The following is a 24,010-nucleotide window of genomic DNA, read 5'->3' on the forward strand; positions in this document are numbered from 1 at the left end:
TTTAGCAACTAAAGAAAAATGAGCGATGGGATCATCGTATTCCTTCTCTAATTCATCCAAAAAGCCTAAACTCTTTACCTTTCTTTGCTTAGGTTTTTTAGTTTGAGGATCTCTATAACTTTCTACAATTGATAAATAAATTCTACCATTTGGTCTTTTATCTTTTTTTAAAAACATGTTTATCACCCACTACCATTATAGCATAGAGTTACATAGAATTACAAGAAAAAGTTTAAAATTTGACAAAAAAATATCCTTGTATTTACTGGTATTACAAGGTTTTTTGAGTTGTTATTTAGTTTTTTGGTGAAAAACTCGGGAATTAATAAATACAATCTTTTTCCAAAAGATCTTGACTTATAATTGGAATATTGATAATATATAGGTGTAAAAAGGAGTAGTAATACATATACTAAATGACGGGGATAATTTTTTTTAAAGATAGTGGGACAAAAATTAAATATACGGGACATTATTTGACCCAAATAAATTAAGTTTTTTAGTTTGAATGGAGGCCATTTAATGAAGCCAATTATCCAAATACAGAAAAAAATTGCCCCAGAAACCATTGAAATTATCAAAAAGAGGCATAATATATTAAGAACCATTGCCCATCTTCAACCTATTGGTAGAAGGGGCTTAGCTAATCAAATGGGATTAGGGGAGCGTGTTTTACGGACAGAAATAGATTTTCTGAAATCCCAAGGTTTTATCAATGTGAATCCTTCAGGCATGAATCTTACTGAAGAAGGAATTGAATTATTAACGGAAATGGCTGACTATGTCAAAGAGCTATTAGACCTTAAAAATATTGAAGAGCAATTAGAAATAAAACTAGGAATAGGGCAAGTCAATATTGTCCCCGGTGATAGTAATGAAAATCCTTTAGTTAAAAAAGAATTAGGTAAAGCTGCTGCAAAAGTGTTACAAAGATTTGTCAATGATGGAGATATCATCGCAGTTACTGGAGGTACTACAATCGCTACTATTCCAGAAAATTTACCTAAATTATCTAAAAATGTTTTAGTTGTTCCTGGTCGGGGGGCATTAGGAGAAAAAGTTGAAATTCAAGCAAATACAATAGTAGCTGCTATGGCTACACAACTAGGTGGAAATTACAAAATGCTCCATGTGCCAGAAAATTTAAGTCCTGAGGCTATGGAAAAATTAACAGAAGACCCTAAGATTCAAGAAGTTTTGCAAGCTATAAGAAAGGCAAATATATTGATCCATGGTATTGGAGATGCCTTAGAAATGGCAAAAAGACGGGGCACCTCAGAAGAAAACCTTAGATTATTAGAAAAAAAGGAAGCTGTGGCAGAAGCCTTTGGTTACTACTTCGATAAAGATGGAAATATAGTTCATCAGGCAAACAGTGTTGGATTGAGGTTAGAAGATTTAGAAAAAATACCATTGATAATTGCCATTGCAGGTGGAAAAGATAAAGCTAAAGCAATTAAATCAATTGCTGCCAGCAAAAAACAGCATATTTTAATAACCGATGAAGGGGCAGCTTTGGAGCTTTTAAAACTTTGTTAATCCTAGCCTAATAGGCTGTGGAAATATAAAAAAATATAAGGAGGAGTTTATTGTGACTGTAAGAGTAGGTATAAACGGTTTTGGAAGTATTGGAAGAAGGGTGTTCAGAATTGCCCACAACAATCCTAATATTGAAATCGTTGCAATCAACGACTTGACTGATGCTAAGACTCTAGCTCATCTATTAAAATATGACACAAACTATGGAACTTTTCAAGCTGATGTTAAATCTGAAGGTAACTACATTGTAGTAGATGGTAAAAAAGTAGAAGTAACTGCCCACAGAAACCCTGCAGATATCCCATGGGGTGAAAAAGGTGTTGATGTAGTTATCGAAGCAACGGGAGTATTTAGAAGCAAAGAAAAATGCCAAGCCCACATCGATGCTGGTGCTAAAAAAGTTCTTATCACTGCTCCTGCTAAAAATGAAGATATCACTATTGTTATGGGTGTTAATGAAAAAGACTACGATCCAGCAAACCATCACATTATTTCAAATGCATCTTGTACCACTAACTGCTTAGCACCTTTTGCTAAAGTTATTCACGAGAAATTTGGTATTGTTAAAGGGCTTATGACAACTGTTCACTCATATACTAATGACCAAAGATTGTTAGATCTACCCCATGATGATTTAAGAAGAGCTAGGGCAGCTAGTCAATCTATCATCCCAACTACTACTGGTGCTGCTCAAGCTGTAGCTTTAGTTTTACCAGAGCTTAAAGGTAAGTTCAATGGTTTCGCCATGAGGGTTCCAACTCCAACTGTTTCTGTAGTTGACATGACTGTAGAATTAGCTAAAGGAACTACTGCTGAAGAAATCAATGCTGTATTAAAAGAAGCTGCTGAAGGTGAATTAAAAGGAATTTTACATTTCAGTGAAGAACCATTAGTATCTTCTGACTACAAAGGTTCACCATATTCTTCAATCATCGATGGATTATCTACTATGGTAATTGGCGATAATATGGCTAAAATTATTTCTTGGTACGACAATGAGTGGGGTTACTCTTGCCGTGTTGTAGACTTAATTCTTTACATGGCTGAAAAAGGTATTTAGTACTTGAAAAAGGGGATGGGGCTTTCCCCATTCCCTTAAAAAATATAAAGGAGGTTTAATCATATGAATAAAATGACCGTTAGAGATATCGATCCCCGTGGTAAAAGGGTTTTTGTTAGAGTTGATTTTAATGTGCCAATGGCTGATGGGGAAATAACCGATGATACAAGGATTAGGGCTGCCCTCCCTACTATCAACTATTTAATAGAAAAAGGTGCTAAAGTAATATTAGCTTCCCATTTAGGTAGGCCAAAAGGAGAGTTCAATCCTAAATACAGCTTGAAAAAAGTAGGAGAAAAATTATCTGGGTATCTAAATAAAGAAGTAAAGGTCACTGAGACAGTAGTAGGTGATGATGTTAAAGAAGCTATCGCTGCTATGGAAGACGGTGATGTTATTTTACTAGAAAATGTAAGATTTATGCCTGGTGAAGAGAAAAATAATCTAGAATTAGCTAAACAAATGGCAGACCTTGCTGATATTTTTGTCAACGATGCCTTCGGTGCTGCCCATAGAGCCCACTCATCAACGGCAGGAATTGCAGAGTATTTACCAGCAGTTGCCGGTTTCTTAATGGAAAAAGAAATCGAGATGTTAGGTAATGCCGTTGATAATCCACAAAGACCCTTTGTTGCCATCATTGGTGGAGCTAAGGTAAGTGATAAAATTGGTGTTATTGAAAACTTATTAAAGAAAGTGGATACTTTAATAATTGGTGGAGGTATGGCTAATACTTTCCTAAAAGCTCAAGGTTATGAGTTAGGTAAATCTTTAGTTGAAGAAGATAAAATTGAATTAGCAAAAGAGTTACTAGCAGAAGCTAAAGCTAAAAATGTAGAACTTCTGTTACCCACTGATTTAGTAGTTGCTGACAAATTCGATCCTCAAGCCCAATCCCAAGTAGTAGCTATTGATCAAATCCCAGCTGATTGGATGGCTTTAGATATCGGTCCTAAAACCGTGGAATTATTTGCCGATAGAATAGCTAAAGCAAAAACTATTGTTTGGAACGGGCCTATGGGAGTTTTTGAAATGGATGCCTTTGCAAAAGGAACAGAAGGTGTGGCAAAAGCTTTAGCAGAAAGTAATGGAATTACCATCGTCGGTGGAGGAGATTCTGCTGCAGCTGTAGAAAAGGTAGGTTTAGCTGATAAAATGAGCCATATATCCACTGGTGGTGGAGCGTCATTAGAATATCTAGAAGGTAAAGTATTACCAGGTGTTGATTGTCTAAAAGATAAGTAGGGGGTTTTAGTGTGAGAAAACCTATTATAGCTGGTAATTGGAAAATGCATAAAACCAGCTCTGAAACAAAAGAATTTATTTTAGAGTTGTTAAACAATTTTTCTGAGTTAGAAAATGTAGAGGTAGTCATTTGTCCACCCTTTACCAGTCTAGAAACAGCGGCTAACTTGTTAAAGGGTAGTAATATTAAGCTAGGAGCACAAAATGTCCATTACGAAAAAAGTGGTGCTTTTACAGGAGAAGTGGCTCCTGATATGTTAAAAGATCTTGGGGTAGACTATTGTATAATAGGGCATTCAGAAAGACGCCAATATTTTGGAGAAACCGATGAAACTGTCAACAAAAAGGTAAAAGCAGTTTTAGAGGTGGGTATTATACCGATAATGTGTGTCGGTGAAACATTGTCTGAAAGGGAAAATGGGGAAACTGAATCGGTTTGTAAAACTCAAGTTACTGAAGGATTAAAAGGCTTAACAGCTGAGGAAATTAAAAAAGTAGTAATAGCCTATGAACCTGTTTGGGCCATAGGAACTGGTAAATCCGCTACAAAAGAAGATGCCGATGAAACTATCGGCTATATCAGAAAAGTAGTGGAAGAGATAGCTGGCAAAGAAGTAGCTGATGCCATTAGAATTCAATATGGTGGCAGTGTAAAACCTGAAAATATTACATCTTATATGGAGATGCCCCAAATTGATGGAGCTTTAGTGGGAGGAGCATCTTTACAAGTGAAATCCTTTTTAGAAATAGCAAAATTTTAGGGGGATTAATGATGAATATACCCAAACCAGTAGTGCTTATGATTTTAGATGGATGGGCTATAAATAATGAAGAAATGGGCAATGCAATAAAGCAAGCAAATACACCTTTTTATAATAAATTTAAAGGGGATTATCCCAATACTGTATTAGCTGCCAGTGGTCTAAGTGTAGGACTTCCTGAAGGTCAGATGGGTAATTCAGAAGTAGGACACTTAAACATTGGGGCTGGAAGAGTAGTTTATCAAGAATTGACTAGAATTACAAAGTCAATTGGAGATGGTGACTTTTATCAAAATTTAGAATTAAATGCTAGTATAGATAACTGTCTAAAGCATAACACTCCCCTTCATTTAATGGGTCTTTTATCTGATGGTGGAGTACACAGTCATATTAATCATTTATTTGCTTTAGTAGAATTGGCGAAAAATAAAGGGTTAAGAGAAGTATATATCCATTGTATTTTAGATGGTAGGGATGTACCACCGAAAAGTGCCAAAACCTATGTAAGACAGCTAGAAGAAAAATTAACAGAAATAGGTGTAGGTAAAATTGCCACTATTAGTGGTAGATACTATTCTATGGATAGAGATAAACGTTGGGAACGGACTAAATTGGCCTATGATTTATACGTAAAAGGTGAAGGATTAAAAGCGGATTCAGCTTTAGAAGGAATAGAAATGGCCTATAACAGAGAAGAAACCGATGAATTTGTTAAACCTACCTTCATTAAAGGAGGAAAAACAATAGGTGATAACCATTCAATAATTTTCTTTAACTTTAGGCCAGATAGGGCGAGACAAATAACTTGGGCCTTTGTAGATCAAGATTTTTCCGGCTTTGAAAGACAACCTTATCCAAAAGTACATTATACTTGCTTTACCCAATACGATGAAGCACTAGATGTACCGGTAGCTTTCAAGCCCCAAAGTATAACCAATACTTTAGGAGAAGTTTTAGCTAAAGAAGGCAAGAAACAGCTTAGAATAGCTGAAACAGAAAAATATGCCCATGTTACTTTCTTCTTTAACGGAGGAGTTGAAGTGGCAAATGAAAATGAAGATAGGATATTAATTCCTTCACCAAAAGTTGCCACTTATGACCTTGCACCACAGATGAGTGCCTATGAGGTAACGGATAGGGTTATTGAAGAAATAGAAAAGGGAAAATATGACTTCATTTTGATTAACTATGCTAATCCAGATATGGTAGGACATACCGGTGTTATGGAAGCTGCAGTAAAGGCATGTGAAGTTGTTGATGAATGTATTTCCAAAGTAATACCAAAGGTATTGGAAAAAGGTGGGGTTGTATTGTTAACCGCTGACCACGGAAATGCAGATCAAATGGTGGATACAGAAACAGGTAAACCCCATACAGCCCATACTTCCAATCCAGTACCTTTGATATTAGCAGGCATAGGAAATAATATACATTTAAAGGAAGGAGCCCTTTGTGATATAGCTCCTACTGTTTTAAAAATCATGGGAATAGAAAAGCCTGAAGAAATGACAGGTCAACCTTTATTCTAAAAAATTTAAGGAGGTAAAAGGATATGAGTAGAATTTACGAAGTTTACGCTAGGGAAGTATTAGATTCTAGGGGTAATCCCACTGTAGAAGTAGAAGTAGTTTTAGAGGATGGTACTGTAGGTAGAGCAATGGTTCCATCAGGAGCATCTACCGGTGCTTATGAAGCAGTAGAGTTAAGGGATGGAGACAAAAACCGCTACTTAGGTAAAGGCGTTGAAAAAGCTGTTGCTAATGTTAATGAAATTATTGCTCCTGCTTTAGAAGATGCTGATGCCTTAGATCAAACTTATATTGATAATTTACTAATTGAACTAGATGGCACCCCTAACAAAGGTAAATTAGGTGCAAATGCTATTTTAGGTGTATCTATGGCAGTTGCTAGAGCTGCAGCGGCTTATTTAGGTCTACCCCTTTACAAGTATCTTGGTGGAGTAAATGCTAAAACTTTACCAGTTCCAATGATGAATATCTTAAATGGTGGTGCCCATGCCGATAACAATGTTGATATCCAAGAGTTTATGGTAATGCCAGTTGGAGCTGAATCCTTTAAAGAAGCTTTAAGAATGGGTGCTGAAATTTTCCACAACCTAAAAGCAGTTCTTAAATCTAAAGGGTTAAATACTGCAGTAGGTGATGAAGGTGGTTTTGCTCCTAACTTAGAATCAAATGAAGCAGCCCTTAAAGTTATTATGGAAGCCATCGAAAAAGCTGGTTATGTACCAGGAAAAGATGTAGTATTAGCTTTAGACGTTGCAGCAACTGAAATTTACAAAGATGGTAAATATCATTTAGCAGGAGAAGGAATTGTAAAGACTTCTGAAGAGATGATCGAATTTTATGCTGACTTAGTAGAAAAATATCCAATAGTTTCTATCGAAGATGGTCTTGCTGAAGACGATTGGGATGGTTGGGTAAAATTCACTGAAAAATTAGGTCACAAACTACAAATTGTAGGTGATGACTTATTCGTAACTAACACTAAAAAATTAGCTGAAGGTATTGAAAGAAAAGCTGGTAACTCTATTTTAATTAAACTTAACCAAATTGGTACTATTACTGAAACATTAGATGCCATCGAAATGGCTAAGAGGGCAGGTTATACTTGCATAATTTCTCACCGTTCTGGTGAAACTGAAGATTCAACTATAGCTGACTTGGCAGTTGCTACTAATGCTGGTCAAATCAAAACCGGTGCACCTTCTAGAACTGATAGGGTAGCTAAATACAATCAATTATTGAGAATTGAAGATGAACTTGATATCACTGCAAAATATCCTGGTTTAACCACTTTCTATAACTTAAGATAATTATTTAATAACAGCCTTGATTTTAAGCAACAATCCCAATATAGGGCAGGTATTTTTACCTGTCCTCCCTTTATTCTTAAGAGGAATTATAACAATATTTTACAATTTTGTAGTAGATAAGTTGCTATTTAATTAGGCTTATGATAAAATTAGTGTTGGTATTATCTATTAACTAACTCAGCAAAAATAAGGAGGTGGGGAGTTTGGAATTAGTATTAAAAATATTACACGCCCTATTAGCTATCGCTTTGGTTGCCGGTGTACTAATGCAATCAGGTAAAAGTGCTGGTCTTTCTGGAGCTATTGGAGGTCAACATAGCTTTGGAAAAACTAAAACTTTGAATGAGAAGCTTTCAAAAATAACTTCTTATGTGGCTATTCTCTTTGTAGTTAGCTCTATAGTCTTAAGTTTTGTATTAGGGCGATAAAATGAACCCACCCACCCTAACCTATGTTGGGGTGCTTATTCTGTACTAGTTAGGAAATTTTTCAAAGTTTGTAAGGAGGAAAAGGATATGGAAAACATCTACATAATTCTAGCACCAGTTCTAGGATTAGTAGCATTAGCTTATGCTTTTATCTTAACCCAACGTATTAACAAACTTGAAGTTGGTAATGAGAGGATGAAAGAACTAGCTGATGCCATTACTGAAGGTGCCATGGCTTTCTTAAATAGAGAGTATAAAACCTTAGTATACTTTGTTGCAGTTGTAGCAGTGGCACTAGTATTTGCTATTAACTATCAAACAGCTATATCTTTTATTGTTGGAGCAGTTTTCTCAGCAGTAGCAGGAAATATTGGTATGCGAATTGCTACTAAAGCTAATGTTAGAACTGCCAACGCTGCTAAACAGGGTATGAATCCAGCTCTTCAAGTTGCTTTCAACGGTGGAGCAGTTATGGGTATGGCCGTTGTTGGTTTAGGTTTATTTGGTGTAGGTACTTTATACTTGATATTTGAAGACCCTCAAATTGTTAATGGTTTTGCTCTAGGTGCTTCATCAATAGCCCTCTTTGCCAGGGTCGGTGGTGGTATTTATACTAAAGCTGCCGACGTTGGAGCTGACTTGGTAGGTAAAGTAGAAGCAGGAATCCCAGAAGACGATCCAAGAAACCCTGCAGTTATTGCTGACAATGTTGGTGACAATGTCGGTGATGTTGCTGGTATGGGAGCTGACCTATTTGAGTCTTATGTAGGTTCCATTATCGCTGCTATGGTTTTAGGTTTCGCAGCCTTTGGTATTGAGGGTGTACTATTGCCCCTTCTCTTAGCAGGAGTTGGAATAGTTTTCTCAATTATCGGTACATTCTTCGTTAAAGCTAAAGAAGGAAAAAGTTTAAGTGCTGCCCTTGAAAGGGGTACAGTAATTAGTGGTGGATTAACTTTAATTGTTGCTTTCTTCTTAAATATGTGGTTAACCGGTGAAAATGGAGTGTTTTACGCCATTGTTGCTGGTCTTGTAGCAGGATTGGCTATTGGTAGAATTACAGAATACTATACATCTGGTGATCACAAACCTGTTCAAGGTATTGCCCAATCATCTCAAACTGGTCCAGCTACAACTATTATTAGTGGTTTAGCAGTTGGTATGAAGAGTACTATGCTACCTATAGTAGTAATTGCAGTTGGTATTTTAGTAGCCTTTAAGTTTGCAGGTCTATTTGGTATCGCAATAGCTGCCGTTGGTATGCTAGCAACTGCTGGTATGACCATTGCAGTAGACGCTTATGGTCCTATTGCTGACAATGCAGGTGGTATTGCTGAAATGGCTCACCTTGACAAAAGTGTAAGGGCAATAACTGACCAATTAGATGCTGTGGGTAACACCACTGCTGCTATTGGTAAAGGTTTTGCCATCGGTTCTGCTGCTCTAACTTCATTAGCTCTTTTCTCAGCTTATACCGAAGCTGTTAACTTAACTGAAACTGGTATAGATTTAACCAATGCACCGGTTATTGCTGGTTTATTTATTGGTGGTATGTTGCCTTTCCTATTCTCTGCTATCACTATGGAAGCAGTGGGTAAAGCTGCATTCGCTATGATCGAAGAAGTTCGTCGTCAATTCAGGGAAATCCCTGGAATCATGGAAGAAAAAGCTAAACCAGATTATGCCCGTTGTGTTGAAATCTCTACCGCAGCTGCTATTAGGGAAATGGTTGTTCCAGGTCTTTTAGCAGTTGGTGTGCCACTTGTAGTAGGTATTTTCTTAGGGCCTGAAGCCCTTGGTGGTTTATTGGCCGGTGCCTTAGTAAGTGGTGTGTTAATGGCTATCATGATGGCCAATGCCGGTGGTGCTTGGGATAATGCTAAAAAATATATTGAAGGTGGAGCTTACGGCGGTAAAGGTACTGAAACCCATGCCGCAGCCGTTGTTGGAGATACTGTAGGTGATCCATTCAAGGATACTTCTGGTCCATCTATCAACATTTTAATTAAGCTAATGACCATTGTATCTTTAGTGTTTGCTCCATTATTCTTAAGGCTATTTTCTTAATTAAATATAACGTAGAACTTGAAAGGACAGGTCTAACCTGTCCTTTTATTTTAAAAGTGTTGATTTTTTTACTTGACAATTCTTTCATTTTTTTTTATTTTATTACTATAGAAAAATTATTCTAAATAATTAAAAGGGAGAGGAGATGTTGTTTTGGAAAAGGAAAAAATTAAAAGTGGTGGTATCCTTGGTTGGATAGAAAAAGTTGGTAACAGATTACCCCATCCTATCACCTTATTCTTCATATTATCTGTTATCACTTTAATTTTATCGTGGTTTGTCAGTTACCTAGGGATTTCTGTAATTCATCCAGTGACAGGGGAAACTGTTCAAGCTGTAAACCTTCTTTCTAGGGAGGGTGTTCAAAATATTTTTAGCAGGGCAGTAAGTAATTTCACCGGTTTTGCACCACTAGGCACTGTTTTAGTGGCAATGTTAGGTGTTGGTGTTGCCGACAGAACTGGATTAATTAAAGCTTTGCTTAAACTCTTGGTTTTAGGGGCACCTGATCGCTTAATAACCGCTGCCGTTGTATTTGCTGGAATAATGTCCAATGTCGCTTCAGATGCAGGCTATGTAGTGCTAGTACCCTTAGGAGCTATTATCTTTGCTGTAAAAGGGAGACATCCTTTAGCTGGTTTAGCTGCTGCCTTTGCAGGGGTATCGGGAGGATTTAGCGCAAACCTACTTTTATCAACTTTAGATCCTTTGTTAGCCGGTTTAACCGCTGAATCTGCAAGGATCCTTGACCCTAATTATTCAGTAGCGCCTACAGTAAATTGGTATTTTATGATCGCATCTACTTTCTTAATAACCATTGTTGGAACTTGGGTTACTGAAAGGATTGTAGCTCCAAGACTTGGAAAATATGAAGGAAAACTTGTTGAAAAGTTAGAAGAAGTTACTAAAGAGGAGAAAAAAGGTTTGCTTTGGGCATTGATAGCTTTACTATTAACTGTAGCTTTCTTTGCCTTCCTAACTGTACCGGAAAATGGTATTTTACGGAATGAACAAGGGCAGTTAATCCAAGGTGTAACTCCTTTTGTCCAAAGTATGGTTCCAATAATAGCATTGTTATTCTTAATTCCAGGTATTGCCTTTGGTTTAGCTGTTGGCACAGTTAGAAATAATTACGATATAGCTACTTATTTATCAAAATCTATGGAAGAAATGGGTGGATATATCGCCTTAGCCTTTGTTGCCGGTCAATTTGTCGCATATTTTAACTGGTCTAACATCGGTACTATTTTAGCGGTATCAGGAGCAGAGTTTTTACAGACTATTAACCTCACTGGAATTCCTTTAATTGTTATGTTTGTTATCGTAACAGGTTTTATCAATTTGTTCTTAGGAAGTGCTTCAGCAAAATGGGCTATTATGGCACCGGTTTTTGTTCCCTTGTTTATGCAGCTAGGATATGCTCCTGAGTTTACTCAATTGGCATACCGGATTGGAGATTCAGTAACTAATATAATTTCACCTTTAATGCCATATTTTGCTATAATAATTGCTTTTGCTGAGAAATATGATAAAAATGTGGGAATTGGAACTTTAATTTCTACAATGTTACCATATTCAATAGCGTTCCTTATAACTTGGACCTTAATGTTGATAGTTTGGTTCTACCTCTTACTACCTATTGGTCCAGGTGGAAGTATTTTTCTATAATAGTTAATAAAATAAATAGGGTCAGCTTAACTTCCAATTGAGGTTTTGCTGACTTTATTTTTTGGGTTGTTTTTCTATATATTAACAGTTATAATAAATTCAATAGTATCAGAGGAGGGGAAAATTATGATCATTACAAAAAAAAATCCAAACCCTTTTGAATATCACAGTAACGGAAAAGTAGCAGTACTATTGATCCACGGCTTTACTGGTTCGCCAACGGAAATGGCTCCTTTAGGGGAGTTTTTATATAAAAAAGGGTATTCCGCTTATTGCCCATTATTGGCAGGACATGGAACTACTGAAGAAGATATGGAGAAAACCGGTTGGAAAGATTGGGTAGCTAGTGCAGAAGAAGGTTTAAGAAAATTACAAGGCAAATATTCTAAAGTATTTGTAGTCGGCTTTTCCATGGGTGGATGTATTGCATTGTATTTAGCTATGAAGTACAAAATAGAAGGGATAATTACTATTTCTGCTCCTATTTTTTTAACAGAAAAAAAAGCATATTTAACTCCGATACTTAAATATTTCCAAAAGTATAAGCCTAAAACTAGAAAGCCTGATTATGGAGTCCCTATTTTTAGTTATGATAAAACCCCTATTAAATGTGTTTCAAGCTTATTAAAATTAATTTTTATCGTTAAATATAACTTGAAAAAAGTTAAAGTTCCAACTTTGATCATTCAAGGGGAAGATGATAGGGTTGTAGAACCTAAAAGTGCTAGATATATTTTTGAGAAAATCAATCCCCCTTATAAAGAAATTAAGTACTTTCCTAAAAGGAGCCATATGATTCCTGTAGAACAAGGAAGGGAAGAAGTTATGGAAAAGGTTTTGGAATTTTTACAGAGGATTTAATGTGATATTATATTTTAAAAGGAGATGATTTTAAGTGAAAAAAATTGGAAGAAATGAACTTTGTCCATGTGGAAGTGGGAAAAAATTTAAAAAATGTTGTGGTTTCTCAAAAGTTACAGTACTATCTTCTAAAATAACTTGGCAAGAAATAGAAGAAGTCTTTGAACTTTTTTCACAATTTATAGATAGGGAGAGGGAAAAAATTTTTGATATTTTAATAGATGTCATTCCAGATTTGATGTTCGATGAAGATGATTACCAACCCAATGAAATGTTTCAATTTTTGTTAGAATCCATCATTTTTGATTTAGAATTAGAAGGTGAGATCAATTTATTTCAAAAATTTCTTAATAAACATAGAAATACTTTAAAAGAGCGGGTTTTAAGGCAAATAGAAAAATGGAAGGATTCATATATATCTTATTACCGGGTAGAAGATGTAGTTAAAGATAGAGATGATTTGTTGATTATCGTAAAAGATATTTTTACTGAAAAGGAAAAAGAGGTTTATGTTAAATACGAAGATTATGATATAGAACCTGGAGAAATAATATTGGCTAGATTACTCTCTTTTAACAATAGATATACAGTTATTTCAGAACCTGCTTTTTTTTCAGGAGATATAGAATATGATATTAAAGAAACTTTATCAGTTATAAAAAATGAAGTTGAGATACAAGGATTTCCCAGTAATGATTGGGAAGGATTTTTGAAAAAATTTAGTGTTATTCTTATAAAAACTTTAATAGAGATGGAAAAGGATTTAAATAATATTAATCAAGATATTAATCCTATAAATGATTTCTATATTAATTTGAAAATCCGTTCTTTTCTTTTAACACCACAAATAGAGTTGAAAGGTTTAAAGCCTATAGATTTAATATATAATGATAGAAATCAAAAAGAGTTGAAAAAATTTTTTAAAAGGCTTAGAAATGGTTTATATGATGATGAAGATATTGAGTATTCCCGATATGCCGACGACATTGAGGAGTTAATGGAAGGGAACTATCATGATATAGAGAATATTCTTTTATATGAATGTGAAGATGAAGTTTATATTAATGAGGGTTTGTTATTTTTAAACAAAACCTATGGGCAATATCTTCCAAAAGATGTAGAAACTGTTATAAGGATGTGGATAGATTATTCTTGGGAAAAACGACCAAAGATTAAGAAAGAAGGAACTTGGGCGGCTGCGTTGGAGTATCATTTAGGAGAAGCTTTTAATTATCACTACAAATCTTCTCAAAAGGAGTTAGCAGATAAGTATGGAGTTTCACCTAGTACAATAAATAGAAATAACCAACTGATAGAGAAATTTATAGCTGAAGTTACTTCTTTATCTAAGAAATCCCAAATTCTCTTTACATCACCACTGGCAAATCGACCTATAACTGAAAGACATTTAGCTTTAATGGCATATATATCTGAGCAGCGAAACTTTAGTTCCCATGAAGAAATAAATTTATTTATGGATAAGGTTATGAAAGAAGGGTATCCTCAGGAGTATTTAAAATCTTTACCTAAGAATCTTAAAGGACAGTTAATAATTTATGATGCTTGGGAAGTTGACAGTCCTAAAGAAAAAATAAAGTTAGCTAAAAAGGCTTTGAAAATTCACCCCCAAAATGCCGATGCATATGTTTTGCTAGCAGAACATCAAGCTAAATCCTTAGAAGAAGAATTGGCTTTTTATCAAAAAGGTGTTGAAGAGGGGGCAAAGGATTTAGGAAAAGAGTTATTTGCAGAATTAAAAGGGCATTTTTGGCGTATGGTTATAACTAGGCCATATATGCGGGCTAAATTTGGACTTGCAAACACTTATCGTAAAATGGGGCGGTTAGATGAAGCGATAACACATTTTATTGAACTGTTGGAATTAAATCCAAATGATAACCAAGGGGTTAGACATATTCTTGTTCCATGTCTTGTAGAAAAAGGTGATATTGGGAATGCCCGTAAATGGTTACAAAAATATAATAGAGATAGTAGAGTTGAGGCATTGTATAATGATGCTTTAGTAAGATTTTTTGAACAAGGAACACCTAGAGCTGATAAAAGTCTAAGAAAGGCTATAAAAAGTAACACATATGTTCCCTATTATCTGTTAGGAAAAAAGGAGATACCTCATCAATTACCTGAAAGTTATTTACCTGGAGAAGAAGATGAAGGGATTATTTACAGTTATTTTGCTAAAAGTGCTTGGCAAAAGGAAAAGAAGGCTTTAGATTGGTTGCAAAGGGTTTGGAAAGATTTGCAGGATTAAGGAATTTAGAGAAAAGAAAGGAGTTAATAATAGATGGATAGAGATCAGGGTATACAGTTAATAAACCAATATGTTAAAAATAAAAATTTGATTAAGCATATGTTAGCGACAGAATTTGTTTTAGCCCAGGTTGCTAAAGTTTTAGGAGAAAATGAAGAAAAATGGGGTCTAGCAGGTTTACTTCATGACATTGATTATGATTTAACACATAACGAACCCCATAAACATAGTATTATTGGAGCTGAAATTTTAGAAAGCCATGGAGTTGATCCAGATATTGTTTACGCAGTAAAAGTACATAATGAAATCCATGGATTTCCAAGAAAATCCAACTTAGATAAAGCTTTATACAGCGCTGATCCCCTTACTGGTTTAATAGTAGCCAGTGCCTTAATACATCCTGATAAAAAACTAAATTCTATCGATACTGGATTTGTTTTAAATAGATTTGCTGAAAAACATTTTGCCAAAGGTGCTAACCGGGAGCAGATACTAAGTTGTAAAGAATTTGGTTTTTCTTTAGAAGAATTTATCCAAATAGGATTAAAGGGAATGCAGGAAAAACATCGGGAGTTAGGGTTATAATTATAAGCTCACTTCCTTTAAAAAGTTATTTTCATAAACTACCCCAGAAGTATTTCCCGGGATATATAAATTAGGATCGATAATTATTTTCTTTATATCTTCCTTAGTCTTTATCAAAGTCAATCCATCCCACTTATACAAAGTTTCGTTGTCTTCATAGACTAGAAGAATTTCTATAGGTCCTTTCCACCCTTTGTTTTTTTCTAAAAAATTACCTTTAAATTCACTTTTTTCCCATTCCACTTTAGTTAATTCTAAGGAACACTTGCTGTGTTTTTTAATAAAATTGTCAGTTAGCCATTTAAGGTCAAGGTCATATTTTTTATTTATTAGAGTGATAAGTTTAGTCCAACTTAGTTGCTGTTCTTGTTTTATTTGTTGAAGTATTTGATTAATTTTGCCATTAGATAGGAAATTAAGGGTATGGATAAGCAGAACATTTAAAGGATAATTGATTTCCCAGTCTCTTCCTAGACCATAGGAACTTTTTATTATTGATATATTTTCCCTGTAGCCGATGCTATTTACATAATTTTGTTGGAGTTTTGCTATCATTTGGTAGAAACATTCATCACCATATGTATCTTTGATTGTTAACAAAGCAGAATATTTAGTAACTCCATTTAGTAACCATATTTCATCGGGATGGGTTAAGGATAAGTTGTTCCACCAATATTTACTTAACTGGTGAACTAGATTGATAAAATAAAGTTTTTCCCGTTCTTTAGGGTTTTTCCCTTCTTCTTTTATTCTCTCTAATAAACTAGTAGGAATTATTATATTATCTCCATCGAAATAAATTTCAAAATCCCCTGGTATTATAGCAATATTTATCAGTAAATTATTAGGATTACCGTAGTTATCAAGGTATTTTTGGACTATTAATTTAGTTAGGTTTATTAATGTTCTTGCTTGATTGAGATATTGCCGGGGATACAATAAAGTTATAGTAATATCACCAATCGTTTCCGTTGTTTTTAGACTAGGGGTCATAATAAATGAAAGGTTACTGCTATCTCCACCAATAGTTAGGTGTTGCCCATTGTGTTTTAAGGTTTTTCTAATTATTTTACCTCCTGATATAATGTGTAAGCTTTGGGGAATAATTAAATTAACTTCTGAATAATATTTTCCATCTTCCGGTGTATAAGGGAATAACCTACCTCTATTATCAATTAAAATACTTTCACTATTGAAAGAAATATATTGACTTTGGGAACAATAATATTTGAAAGTTAAGGTTAAATCTAATGAAATGCTAGGTTTTATGGGCAGCTCTATAATTAACAGCTGAATGTTATTAAGAAATCTCAGAGGTTTAGTTTTAAATTTAAGGGGGAGCCCGAGATAGTTAATTTCAAAGGGTTTACAGTCACGGGATAATAAAAAGTGGATAGTTTGATTATTATTAGTTGGTCTAAATTTAATGGTAGTTTCAAATTCTACCAATCCTGTTTTTTCTGTCAGGTAGATTTTAGCTGATAGTTTAGTGATTTTTTGGGTAAATAGACCTAAAAACCTAGAGTAGAAGCTGGAAATAAAGGGACGGTAAAGGTTCATTCCATTACACCACCTTAATACAAATAATAAAAGTTTATTTGTTAAAATCTATTCAGGAAAAAATAAAAAATTCCTTTTTTATTAAAAAAAATAAATTATATTTTTTCAATATAATATTAGGAGGATTACTATGAGAGAAAAAATATTGCAATTCATGAAAGAAGAAGCGTATAAACCTTTGACATTAGAAGAATTGGTATCAACTTTAGGGCTAAAGGGTGAAGAAATTGTCATATTTCAAAATGTTTTAGAGGATATGGAAAGGGAAGGGGAAATAATTAAAACAAGGGCAAATCGATACGGCGTTCCAGAACGGATGAATCTAGTTGTAGGTATTTTGCAGGGGAACCCTAAAGGTTATGCCTTTTTAACCCCCATAAATCCTGATCTAGATGATGTTTATGTAAGTTCCACTGATCTTAATGGAGCAATGCATAATGATAAAGTTGTGGTAAGGTTACATAAAGGTGGATTTATAGGGAAACAAGAAGGAGAAGTTATCCGGATTCTTAATAGGGCCAATACTACTGTAGTTGGTACTTTTGTTAAAAGCCGTAATTTTGGTTTTGTGATACCTGAGGATAAAAGGATTGCTCAAGATATCTTTGTTTCTAAAAGTGATTTCGCTGGTGCAGAAAATAATGATGTAGTTGTTGTGGAAATTACAAGATGGCCAGAACCAAGGCGAAATCCAGAAGGTAGAGTTATTCAAAGGCTAGGGAACAAAAATGCCCCTGGTATTGATATTTTAGCTATTATGGCTAAACATAAATTACCTATGGAGTTTCCTAAAAGTGTCTTAGAGGAATTAAAGGATGTACCGGAAATAGTAAGGGAACAAGACTTAAAAAACCGGAAAGACTTTAGAAACTTACCTATAGTTACTATAGATGGTGAAGATGCTAAAGATTTAGATGACGCCGTTTACGTAAAAAAACAGAATAATGGTAACTTCTACTTAAGTGTCCATATCGCCGATGTATCTTATTATGTTCAGCCCAATACCGAAATAGATAAAGAAGCTTATTCCAGGGGTACTTCCGTTTACCTAGTAGATAGGGTAATCCCTATGCTTCCTGAAAAGTTATCTAACGGAATTTGTAGTTTAAATCCAAAAATAGATAGATTGACTTTATCATTAGAGATGGAAATAGATCCAACGGGGAAAGTTGTGGAATACGATATTACTCAAGGAGTAATAAAGACTGTAGAAAGAATGACATATACAGCGGTCAATAAAATTTTGGTGGATAATGATCATGAAACTTCTCAACGGTATAAGGATTTAATCCCGATGTTTAGGGAAATGCATGAATTGATGGAAATCTTAAATAATCGGCGGATGAAGAGGGGGGCAATTGACTTTGATTTTCCTGAATCAAAGGTAGAATTGGATAGTGAAGGTAAACCTGTTAGAATTGTGCCCCGGGAAAGAAGTGTTGCGGAAAAAATTATTGAAGAATTTATGCTAGTTGCTAATGAAACGGTGGCAGAACACATCGCCCGTATGGAACTTCCCTTTATCTATCGAATCCATGAAAAACCAGCTTTAGAAAAAATCACTACTTTAAATGAGTTTATTTATAATTTTGGTTATCATATTAAGGGCTCTGCAGATAATCTTCATCCTAAAGCTATCCAAGAGCTTTTGAAAAAAGTAAAAGGAAAAAAAGAAGAAAAAATTATCAATACAGTTGTTTTGAGATCAATGAAACAAGCTAAATATAGTGGGGAAAACTTAGGTCACTTTGGTCTAGCAGCCCAATATTATACCCACTTTACTTCACCTATTCGCCGTTATCCAGACTTAATAGTTCATCGGATTTTAAGGTGGTTATTAACCGGTCAATTAACGGAAAAGAGGATCAAAAACTTAAATAAAAATATGGCTATTTATGCCCTTCATACCTCAGTACAAGAGCGGAAGGCAGAAGAGGCGGAACGGGAAACATTAGATTTAAAGAAAGTGGAATACATGGAAAGGCATTTAGGGGAAGCCTTTGAAGGTATTATCAGTTCCGTTACCAATTTCGGTATGTTTGTGGAATTAGAAAACACAGTAGAAGGATTAGTTCACATTAGTACATTAATAGATGATTATTATCACTTTAATGAAAAGACCTATTCTTTAGTAGGGGAACGGACTAGAAAAACCTATAAATTAGGGGACAAAGTTAAAATTAGGGTAGCAAGGGTAAATAAAGAAGAAAAAAATATAGATTTTATTTTAATATCCCCTTGAAAAATTTCTCATATTATGATACTATAAAGTTACCCCAAAGTTATACCCATTAACCCTTTACCCGGACACACGGTACCCGCCGTGTGTCTACCCCTTTATGTAGGTTTTGTCCTATTTTTCCCTTGAGGTGGTGAAAAAATGAAAATTATAACAGAAAATAGAAAAGCGAGACATGAATATTTTATAAAAGAAACATATGAAGCAGGCCTTGTTTTAACAGGAACAGAGGTTAAGTCTATCCGCAATGGCAGGGTTAATTTAAAGGACTCTTTTGTAAGGATAGACAATGGTGAGGCTTTTGTTTATGGGATGCATATAAGTCCTTACGAACAAGGTAACCGTTTTAATCATGAGCCATTAAGGGAAAGAAAACTCCTCCTACACAAAAGGGAGATAAATAAATTATTTGGCTTAACTAGGGAAAAGGGCTTAGCTTTAATTCCTTTAAAACTATACTTTGTAAAGGGAAGGGTAAAAATGGAACTAGCCCTTGCTCAAGGTAAGAAACTCCATGATAAAAGGGCAGCTATTGCTGAGAAAACGGCAAAGAGGGAAATTGAAAAAGCCTTTAGAGAAAGGCAAAAAATTTAGTTTACAAAAGGGAGTAAAAATGTTATTATATAAGTTAAGGAACTTAAAAACCAATACAGCCCAAACATGGGGGCGTACTGGTTTCGACGGGGGTAGTTGATGCAGGAGTAGCGAGCCGAGGGCCAGGGCCTCGTAAAAAACTGGAACTTTAAAATAAACGCTAACAAAAATTTAGCTTACGCTGCTTAATTAAGCAGCCGTCTTATCTCCGGTTTGTCTGCAACTGGGGAATAAGGCGTCACAACCAGCAGACTACCTATCAAAAGTGCTTCGGTTTGATAGGGAAACTTAGAAGCTAGCACTTTTAAGACTTTGTCTCTAGAGGCTTAAAGGTGCGAAACTCAAAGTAGAGACTGCGCTCGGAGAGACTGCTGTTGAGATGCCTTCGGACAGGGGTTCGACTCCCCTCGCCTCCACCATAAATTTATATTGATACGATCTGTAAAGCCTTGAGTAAATCAAGGCTTTTTTTGCTATAAGTATAGAAAGGCGAAACGCTAGTAGTGGTGGTGCTATTTTAGGGTGGTCTTTTGAAACTAAAATTCATGTGGTAGCAGGTGTTCCTACCTGTGTTATGACAGGTAAATTAGCAGCTGATAAAGTAATTAAAGGTTAAAGAAATAAAAAATCTGGATGAAGAATTTTTGGCTATCCAGATTTTTTTGTTTTTAAGCAGGGTTTTAGGAAGAATTAGAGAAAACTAATATATATAGATATTCAAATAAATATTATAGAAGGAGATGAAGTAAATAGGTGAACATAATTGAGAAAAAACGTTTTTATTTTATAGTGTTTTTATTGCTTACCTTTATTTTTTTAGCTACTATCGGCTACAGTTACTTATTAGATGTTTCACTGATAGATGCTTTATATATGACTGTGATCACTATATCCACTGTAGGTTATGGTGAAGTGGCGGAAATGACTCCAACAGCTAAATTATTTTCTATCTTTGTGATTTTTTCAGGATTAGGGATGGTAGGTTATATTTTTACAAGTATCGGAGCTTATTTAATAGAAGGCATTTTTAATGAAATGTGGAGGAAAAGACAAATGCAGAGGAAAATTGAACAATTAAAAGATCACTATATTTTATGTGGAGCAGGAGATACAGGGGAAAGTGTCATCACAGAGTTTCAGAAAGCTAAAGTCCCTTTTATAGTTATAGATAGGAGAGAAGAAAAGGTAAATGAACTGATAAAAGAAGGGGTTTTGGCTTTACAGGGTGATGCTACCCATGAAGATGATTTAGCTAAATGCAGAATTAAATGGGCCAAAGGGTTAATTTCAACCTTAGCCACAGATGCCGATAATGTTTTCACTGTTTTAACTGCCAGGGAAATGAACCCAGATCTATACATCATATCCAGGGCAATAGAAAAAAATTCCCGACAAAAGTTAATCAGAGCAGGAGCTAATAACACTATTTCTCCTAATGAAATAGAAGGGAAAAGAATGGCAGCTTTGTTATTAAAACCGACCATAATTTCTTTTTTAGATATCATTACCCATGCAGGGGATGTGGAATTAGATTTAGAAGATGTAATAATTTGTTGTGATTCCCAATTAGCAGGAACAAAATTAAAAGATGCTAAAATTCCAGAAAAAACTGGTCTTATTGTTTTAGCTATAAAAAAAGGAGCAGAGAATCAGCTCCATTTCAATCCTAGCCCAAATGATGTATTAAATCCAGGTGATGTAATGGTTGTTTTAGGAAGGGAAGAACAAATTGGTAAGTTGCGGGAAATAGCAGGAGATACTGGGGAAAGAAATCCAGGAAATTTTTTCATCAAATGTTCTAAATGATTACTTTAATTTTAAATTATTTCCGATGAATTTTTGTAACCATTTTTGAATAGTTATATTTTATCTAGTAGTAGTGAACAGTAAATAATTTAAGAGAGGAGGGGAAAGGTTTTGGAAAAATATCGTTTAACTCCTGAACAGTTAACTAGTCACTGTAATATTGAAAATTTAGATTTTAAAACTACAGAAGATTTAGAGCCTTTGAAGGGTATTATAGGACAGGAACGGGCAGTAGAAGCTTTAGCTTTTGGATTGAGGATGAAGAAAAAAGGTTATAACATTTATATAGCTGGTCTTAGTGGTACTGGAAGAAGCAGTTATTCCCTTTCCATTACAGAAAAGTTGGCAGAAGAAATGCCTAAACCTGATGATTGGGTCTATGTCTACAATTTTAAAAATCCAGATCGACCAAAGGCCTTAAATATGGAGGCTGGATTAGGGATTCAATTTAAAAAAGATATAGAAGAAATGTTAGAAAAGTTACGGAATGATATCCCCGTGGCCTTTACTGGAACAGATTATGAAGTTAAGAGAAATGAGCTGTTAAAGGATTATCAACAAAAAAATCAAGAGATAATTGACCAGTTGAATGAAAAAGCTCTGGAGTATGGATTCATTTTTAAGGAAACAGAACAAGGTTTAGTGACAATCCCCTTGATAGATGGTCGCCCTATGAAGGGAGAAGAATACAATAATCTTTCATCAAAGGAAATAGAGGACTTAAGGGAACGGTCAAATAAATTAAATTTAGATACCTTAGAATTCTTTAATCAATTGAAAGGGTTAGAGGACCATTATAGAGAACTTTTTAAATTATTAGATACAGAAGTAGTTAGTAATTTGCTTAATTACCATATTAAAAAACTTGAAGAAAGATATGGGCAGAAAGAAGGAGTTAGGGAATATATAGAAGAATTACAAAAGGATATTTTAGAAAACATAACAAAATTTAAGAAAAAAGAAGGAAAAGAGGAATTAGCTCAAATTTTTCAAATACCAATTAAAACCGATGAATCTTTCTTTAATAGGTATAAAGTTAATCTCTTTATAAATAATTCGGAATTAAAACATGCACCGATAATCCATGAAACTAATCCAACTTTATATAATCTATTAGGTATTGTTGAATATAAGAGTGAGATGGGTGCTCTAAAAACTGATTTTCTCCAAATTAAACCTGGTTCCCTTCATTTGGCTAACGGCGGTTTTTTAATTCTAAATGTTAGGGAGGTTTTGACTCAACCATTTTCTTGGGAAGGTTTGAAGAGGGCTTTAAAGACTGGAGAAATAAATATAGAGTCATTAAACAAAATGATGGGATATATTGTCACCTCAAGTTTAAAGCCAGAGCCAATTCCATTAGATATTAAAGTGATTTTAATTGGAGATTTTTACACTTATCATTTGCTATATAATTTAGATGAAGACTTTAGAAAACTTTTTAAAATTATGGCAGATTTTGATATTGAAATGACTAAAAATCAGGAAAACATTTATAAGATGGCAAAATTTATAGCAACCCATTGTGAAAAGGAAGGGCTAAAGCATTTTGATAAATCAGGTGTTGCAAGGGTTATCCAATACAGTTCTAGGCTTGCAGATCACCAACAAAAGCTCAGCTCCCGTTTTAATCAAATTGTGGAAATCCTTTATGAAGCTGATCAGTGGGCAAAACTAGATGGGGCAAAGGTGATTTCTAAAGTTCATGTCGATAAGGCTATACAACAAAAAATTTATAGGAATAGTAAATATGAAGAAAAGTTGAATGAAATGTTTAAAGAAGGAACATTGTTAATTGATGTAGATGGTGAAAAAGTAGGACAAATCAATGGATTAGTGGTTATGGGAACTGGAGAATACAGTTTTGGCAAACCTAGTCGAATTACAGTTTCAACATATAAAGGCAAACCTGGAATTATCAATATCGAAAGGGAAGTGAAAAAAAGTGGCAGCCTTCACGATAAAGGGGTACTAATCCTTAGTGGTTTTCTTGGTGATAGGTATGCTCAAAAGGAACCGATGTCTTTGACGGTTAGTATTTCCTTTGAACAGAATTATTCTATGATTGATGGTGATAGTGCTTCTAGCACTGAGTTATATGCCATACTTTCCAGTATCGCCGGAGTGCCTATTAAACAATCTATAGCAGTAACAGGCTCTGTAAATCAAAAGGGTGAAATTCAGCCGATTGGAGGAGTAAATGAAAAAATAGAAGGTTTTTTTGATGTGTGTAAGTTAAAGGGCTTAACTGGTAAGCAAGGGGTTATCATTCCAGTACAGAATGTAAATAACCTTATGTTAAAAGAGGAAGTTATTGATGCTGTAAAGAAAAATGAGTTTCATATTTATGCCATAAGTCACGTTGATCAAGGAATGGAAATTTTAACAGGGATACCGATGGGAGAGAAAGATAAAGGGGGAGAATACCCAGAAGGAACATTAAACTATTTGATTACTAAGAAATTGAAAGAGTTAGGAAAGACGGAATAAGG

17 protein-coding genes and 1 other RNA gene are annotated in these 24,010 nt (G+C 34.6%); 17 read left to right on the forward strand and 1 reads right to left on the reverse strand.

What is annotated here, in order from left to right; translation table 11 throughout:
* Positions 1–522: 522 nt before the first annotated feature.
* From BMX60_RS06670 to BMX60_RS06725, 12 genes are all read left to right on the forward strand, one after another.
* Positions 523–1,539, forward strand: coding sequence for a sugar-binding transcriptional regulator (locus BMX60_RS06670; RefSeq protein ID WP_091350572.1), 1,017 nt, complete (start codon positions 523–525; stop codon positions 1,537–1,539).
* 52 nt (positions 1,540–1,591) lie between these two features.
* Entirely contained in the window at positions 1,592–2,599 is a 1,008-nt protein-coding gene (gene gap, locus BMX60_RS06675; protein ID WP_091350574.1) for a type I glyceraldehyde-3-phosphate dehydrogenase, read from the forward strand.
* A 63-nt stretch (positions 2,600–2,662) separates the two neighbouring features.
* Complete coding sequence (locus BMX60_RS06680) at positions 2,663–3,844, forward strand: phosphoglycerate kinase (RefSeq protein WP_091350576.1); 1,182 nt, start codon at positions 2,663–2,665, stop codon at positions 3,842–3,844.
* A gap of 11 nt (positions 3,845–3,855) precedes the next feature.
* Positions 3,856–4,605: a triose-phosphate isomerase gene (tpiA, locus tag BMX60_RS06685; RefSeq protein ID WP_091350577.1), complete on the forward strand. Its 750-nt coding sequence runs from the start codon at positions 3,856–3,858 to the stop codon at positions 4,603–4,605.
* An 8-nt stretch (positions 4,606–4,613) separates the two neighbouring features.
* A complete protein-coding gene (gene gpmI / locus BMX60_RS06690) occupies positions 4,614–6,134 on the forward strand; it encodes a 2,3-bisphosphoglycerate-independent phosphoglycerate mutase (RefSeq protein ID WP_423230157.1) in 1,521 nt (506 codons plus the stop codon).
* A gap of 23 nt (positions 6,135–6,157) precedes the next feature.
* Positions 6,158–7,441, forward strand: coding sequence for a phosphopyruvate hydratase (gene eno / locus BMX60_RS06695; RefSeq protein WP_091350581.1), 1,284 nt, complete (start codon positions 6,158–6,160; stop codon positions 7,439–7,441).
* A 194-nt stretch (positions 7,442–7,635) separates the two neighbouring features.
* Positions 7,636–7,869 carry a preprotein translocase subunit SecG gene (gene secG, locus BMX60_RS06700; protein ID WP_341423137.1) on the forward strand — a complete coding sequence of 78 codons (234 nt, stop codon included), beginning with the start codon at positions 7,636–7,638 and terminating at the stop codon, positions 7,867–7,869.
* 87 nt (positions 7,870–7,956) lie between these two features.
* The gene (locus tag BMX60_RS06705; RefSeq protein WP_091350584.1) at positions 7,957–9,936 is read left to right on the forward strand and encodes a sodium-translocating pyrophosphatase; all 1,980 of its coding nucleotides are present in this window, start codon (positions 7,957–7,959) and stop codon (positions 9,934–9,936) included.
* Between the two features lie 153 nt (positions 9,937–10,089).
* On the forward strand, positions 10,090–11,604 hold the full coding sequence (locus tag BMX60_RS06710) for an AbgT family transporter (protein ID WP_091350585.1): 1,515 nt from the start codon (positions 10,090–10,092) through the stop codon (positions 11,602–11,604).
* 126 nt (positions 11,605–11,730) lie between these two features.
* Positions 11,731–12,465 (forward strand): alpha/beta hydrolase, encoded by a 735-nt coding sequence (locus BMX60_RS06715; protein WP_091350587.1) that lies wholly within the window; start codon positions 11,731–11,733, stop codon positions 12,463–12,465.
* Between the two features lie 34 nt (positions 12,466–12,499).
* Positions 12,500–14,734 (forward strand): SEC-C metal-binding domain-containing protein, encoded by a 2,235-nt coding sequence (locus BMX60_RS06720; protein ID WP_091350589.1) that lies wholly within the window; start codon positions 12,500–12,502, stop codon positions 14,732–14,734.
* 33 nt (positions 14,735–14,767) lie between these two features.
* A complete protein-coding gene (locus BMX60_RS06725) occupies positions 14,768–15,319 on the forward strand; it encodes an HDIG domain-containing metalloprotein (RefSeq protein ID WP_091350591.1) in 552 nt (183 codons plus the stop codon).
* Here the strand turns inward: BMX60_RS06725 and BMX60_RS06730 are convergent, their stop codons facing one another.
* Complete coding sequence (locus tag BMX60_RS06730) at positions 15,320–16,879, reverse strand: hypothetical protein (protein ID WP_091350592.1); 1,560 nt, start codon at positions 16,877–16,879, stop codon at positions 15,320–15,322.
* A 130-nt stretch (positions 16,880–17,009) separates the two neighbouring features.
* Here BMX60_RS06730 and rnr point away from each other — a divergent pair, with 130 nt between their 5' ends.
* The 5 genes from rnr (at position 17,010) to BMX60_RS06755 (ending at position 24,008) form a co-directional block, all read left to right on the forward strand.
* Positions 17,010–19,121, forward strand: a complete 2,112-nt coding sequence (rnr, locus tag BMX60_RS06735) for a ribonuclease R (protein ID WP_242945728.1) — start codon at positions 17,010–17,012, stop codon at positions 19,119–19,121.
* A gap of 138 nt (positions 19,122–19,259) precedes the next feature.
* Positions 19,260–19,712, forward strand: a complete 453-nt coding sequence (gene smpB, locus BMX60_RS06740; RefSeq protein ID WP_091350595.1) for an SsrA-binding protein SmpB — start codon at positions 19,260–19,262, stop codon at positions 19,710–19,712.
* Between the two features lie 68 nt (positions 19,713–19,780).
* Positions 19,781–20,131: a transfer-messenger RNA gene (ssrA, locus tag BMX60_RS06745) on the forward strand.
* A gap of 334 nt (positions 20,132–20,465) precedes the next feature.
* On the forward strand, positions 20,466–21,518 hold the full coding sequence (locus BMX60_RS06750) for a potassium channel family protein (protein ID WP_091350597.1): 1,053 nt from the start codon (positions 20,466–20,468) through the stop codon (positions 21,516–21,518).
* A gap of 111 nt (positions 21,519–21,629) precedes the next feature.
* The gene (locus BMX60_RS06755; protein WP_091350598.1) at positions 21,630–24,008 is read left to right on the forward strand and encodes a Lon protease family protein; all 2,379 of its coding nucleotides are present in this window, start codon (positions 21,630–21,632) and stop codon (positions 24,006–24,008) included.
* The last annotated feature ends 2 nt before the right edge of the window (positions 24,009–24,010 follow it).

Source organism: Anaerobranca gottschalkii DSM 13577 (genome assembly GCF_900111575.1).
GTDB lineage: Bacteria > Bacillota > Proteinivoracia > Proteinivoracales > Proteinivoracaceae > Anaerobranca > Anaerobranca gottschalkii.

Bases quoted from the DNA above. Each gene is read 5' to 3' on its own strand.
- gpmI (WP_423230157.1), top strand. From the start codon at position 4,614: ATGATGAATATACCCAAACCAGTAGTGCTTATGATTTTAGATGGATGG.
- BMX60_RS06705 (WP_091350584.1), top strand. From the start codon at position 7,957: ATGGAAAACATCTACATAATTCTAGCACCAGTTCTAGGATTAGTAGCA.
- smpB (WP_091350595.1), top strand. From the start codon at position 19,260: ATGAAAATTATAACAGAAAATAGAAAAGCGAGACATGAATATTTTATA.
- BMX60_RS06670 (WP_091350572.1), top strand. From the start codon at position 523: ATGAAGCCAATTATCCAAATACAGAAAAAAATTGCCCCAGAAACCATT.
- BMX60_RS06680 (WP_091350576.1), top strand. From the start codon at position 2,663: ATGAATAAAATGACCGTTAGAGATATCGATCCCCGTGGTAAAAGGGTT.
- eno (WP_091350581.1), top strand. From the start codon at position 6,158: ATGAGTAGAATTTACGAAGTTTACGCTAGGGAAGTATTAGATTCTAGG.
- BMX60_RS06725 (WP_091350591.1), top strand. From the start codon at position 14,768: ATGGATAGAGATCAGGGTATACAGTTAATAAACCAATATGTTAAAAAT.
- BMX60_RS06730 (WP_091350592.1), bottom strand. From the start codon at position 16,879: ATGAACCTTTACCGTCCCTTTATTTCCAGCTTCTACTCTAGGTTTTTA.
- rnr (WP_242945728.1), top strand. From the start codon at position 17,010: ATGAGAGAAAAAATATTGCAATTCATGAAAGAAGAAGCGTATAAACCT.
- BMX60_RS06715 (WP_091350587.1), top strand. From the start codon at position 11,731: ATGATCATTACAAAAAAAAATCCAAACCCTTTTGAATATCACAGTAAC.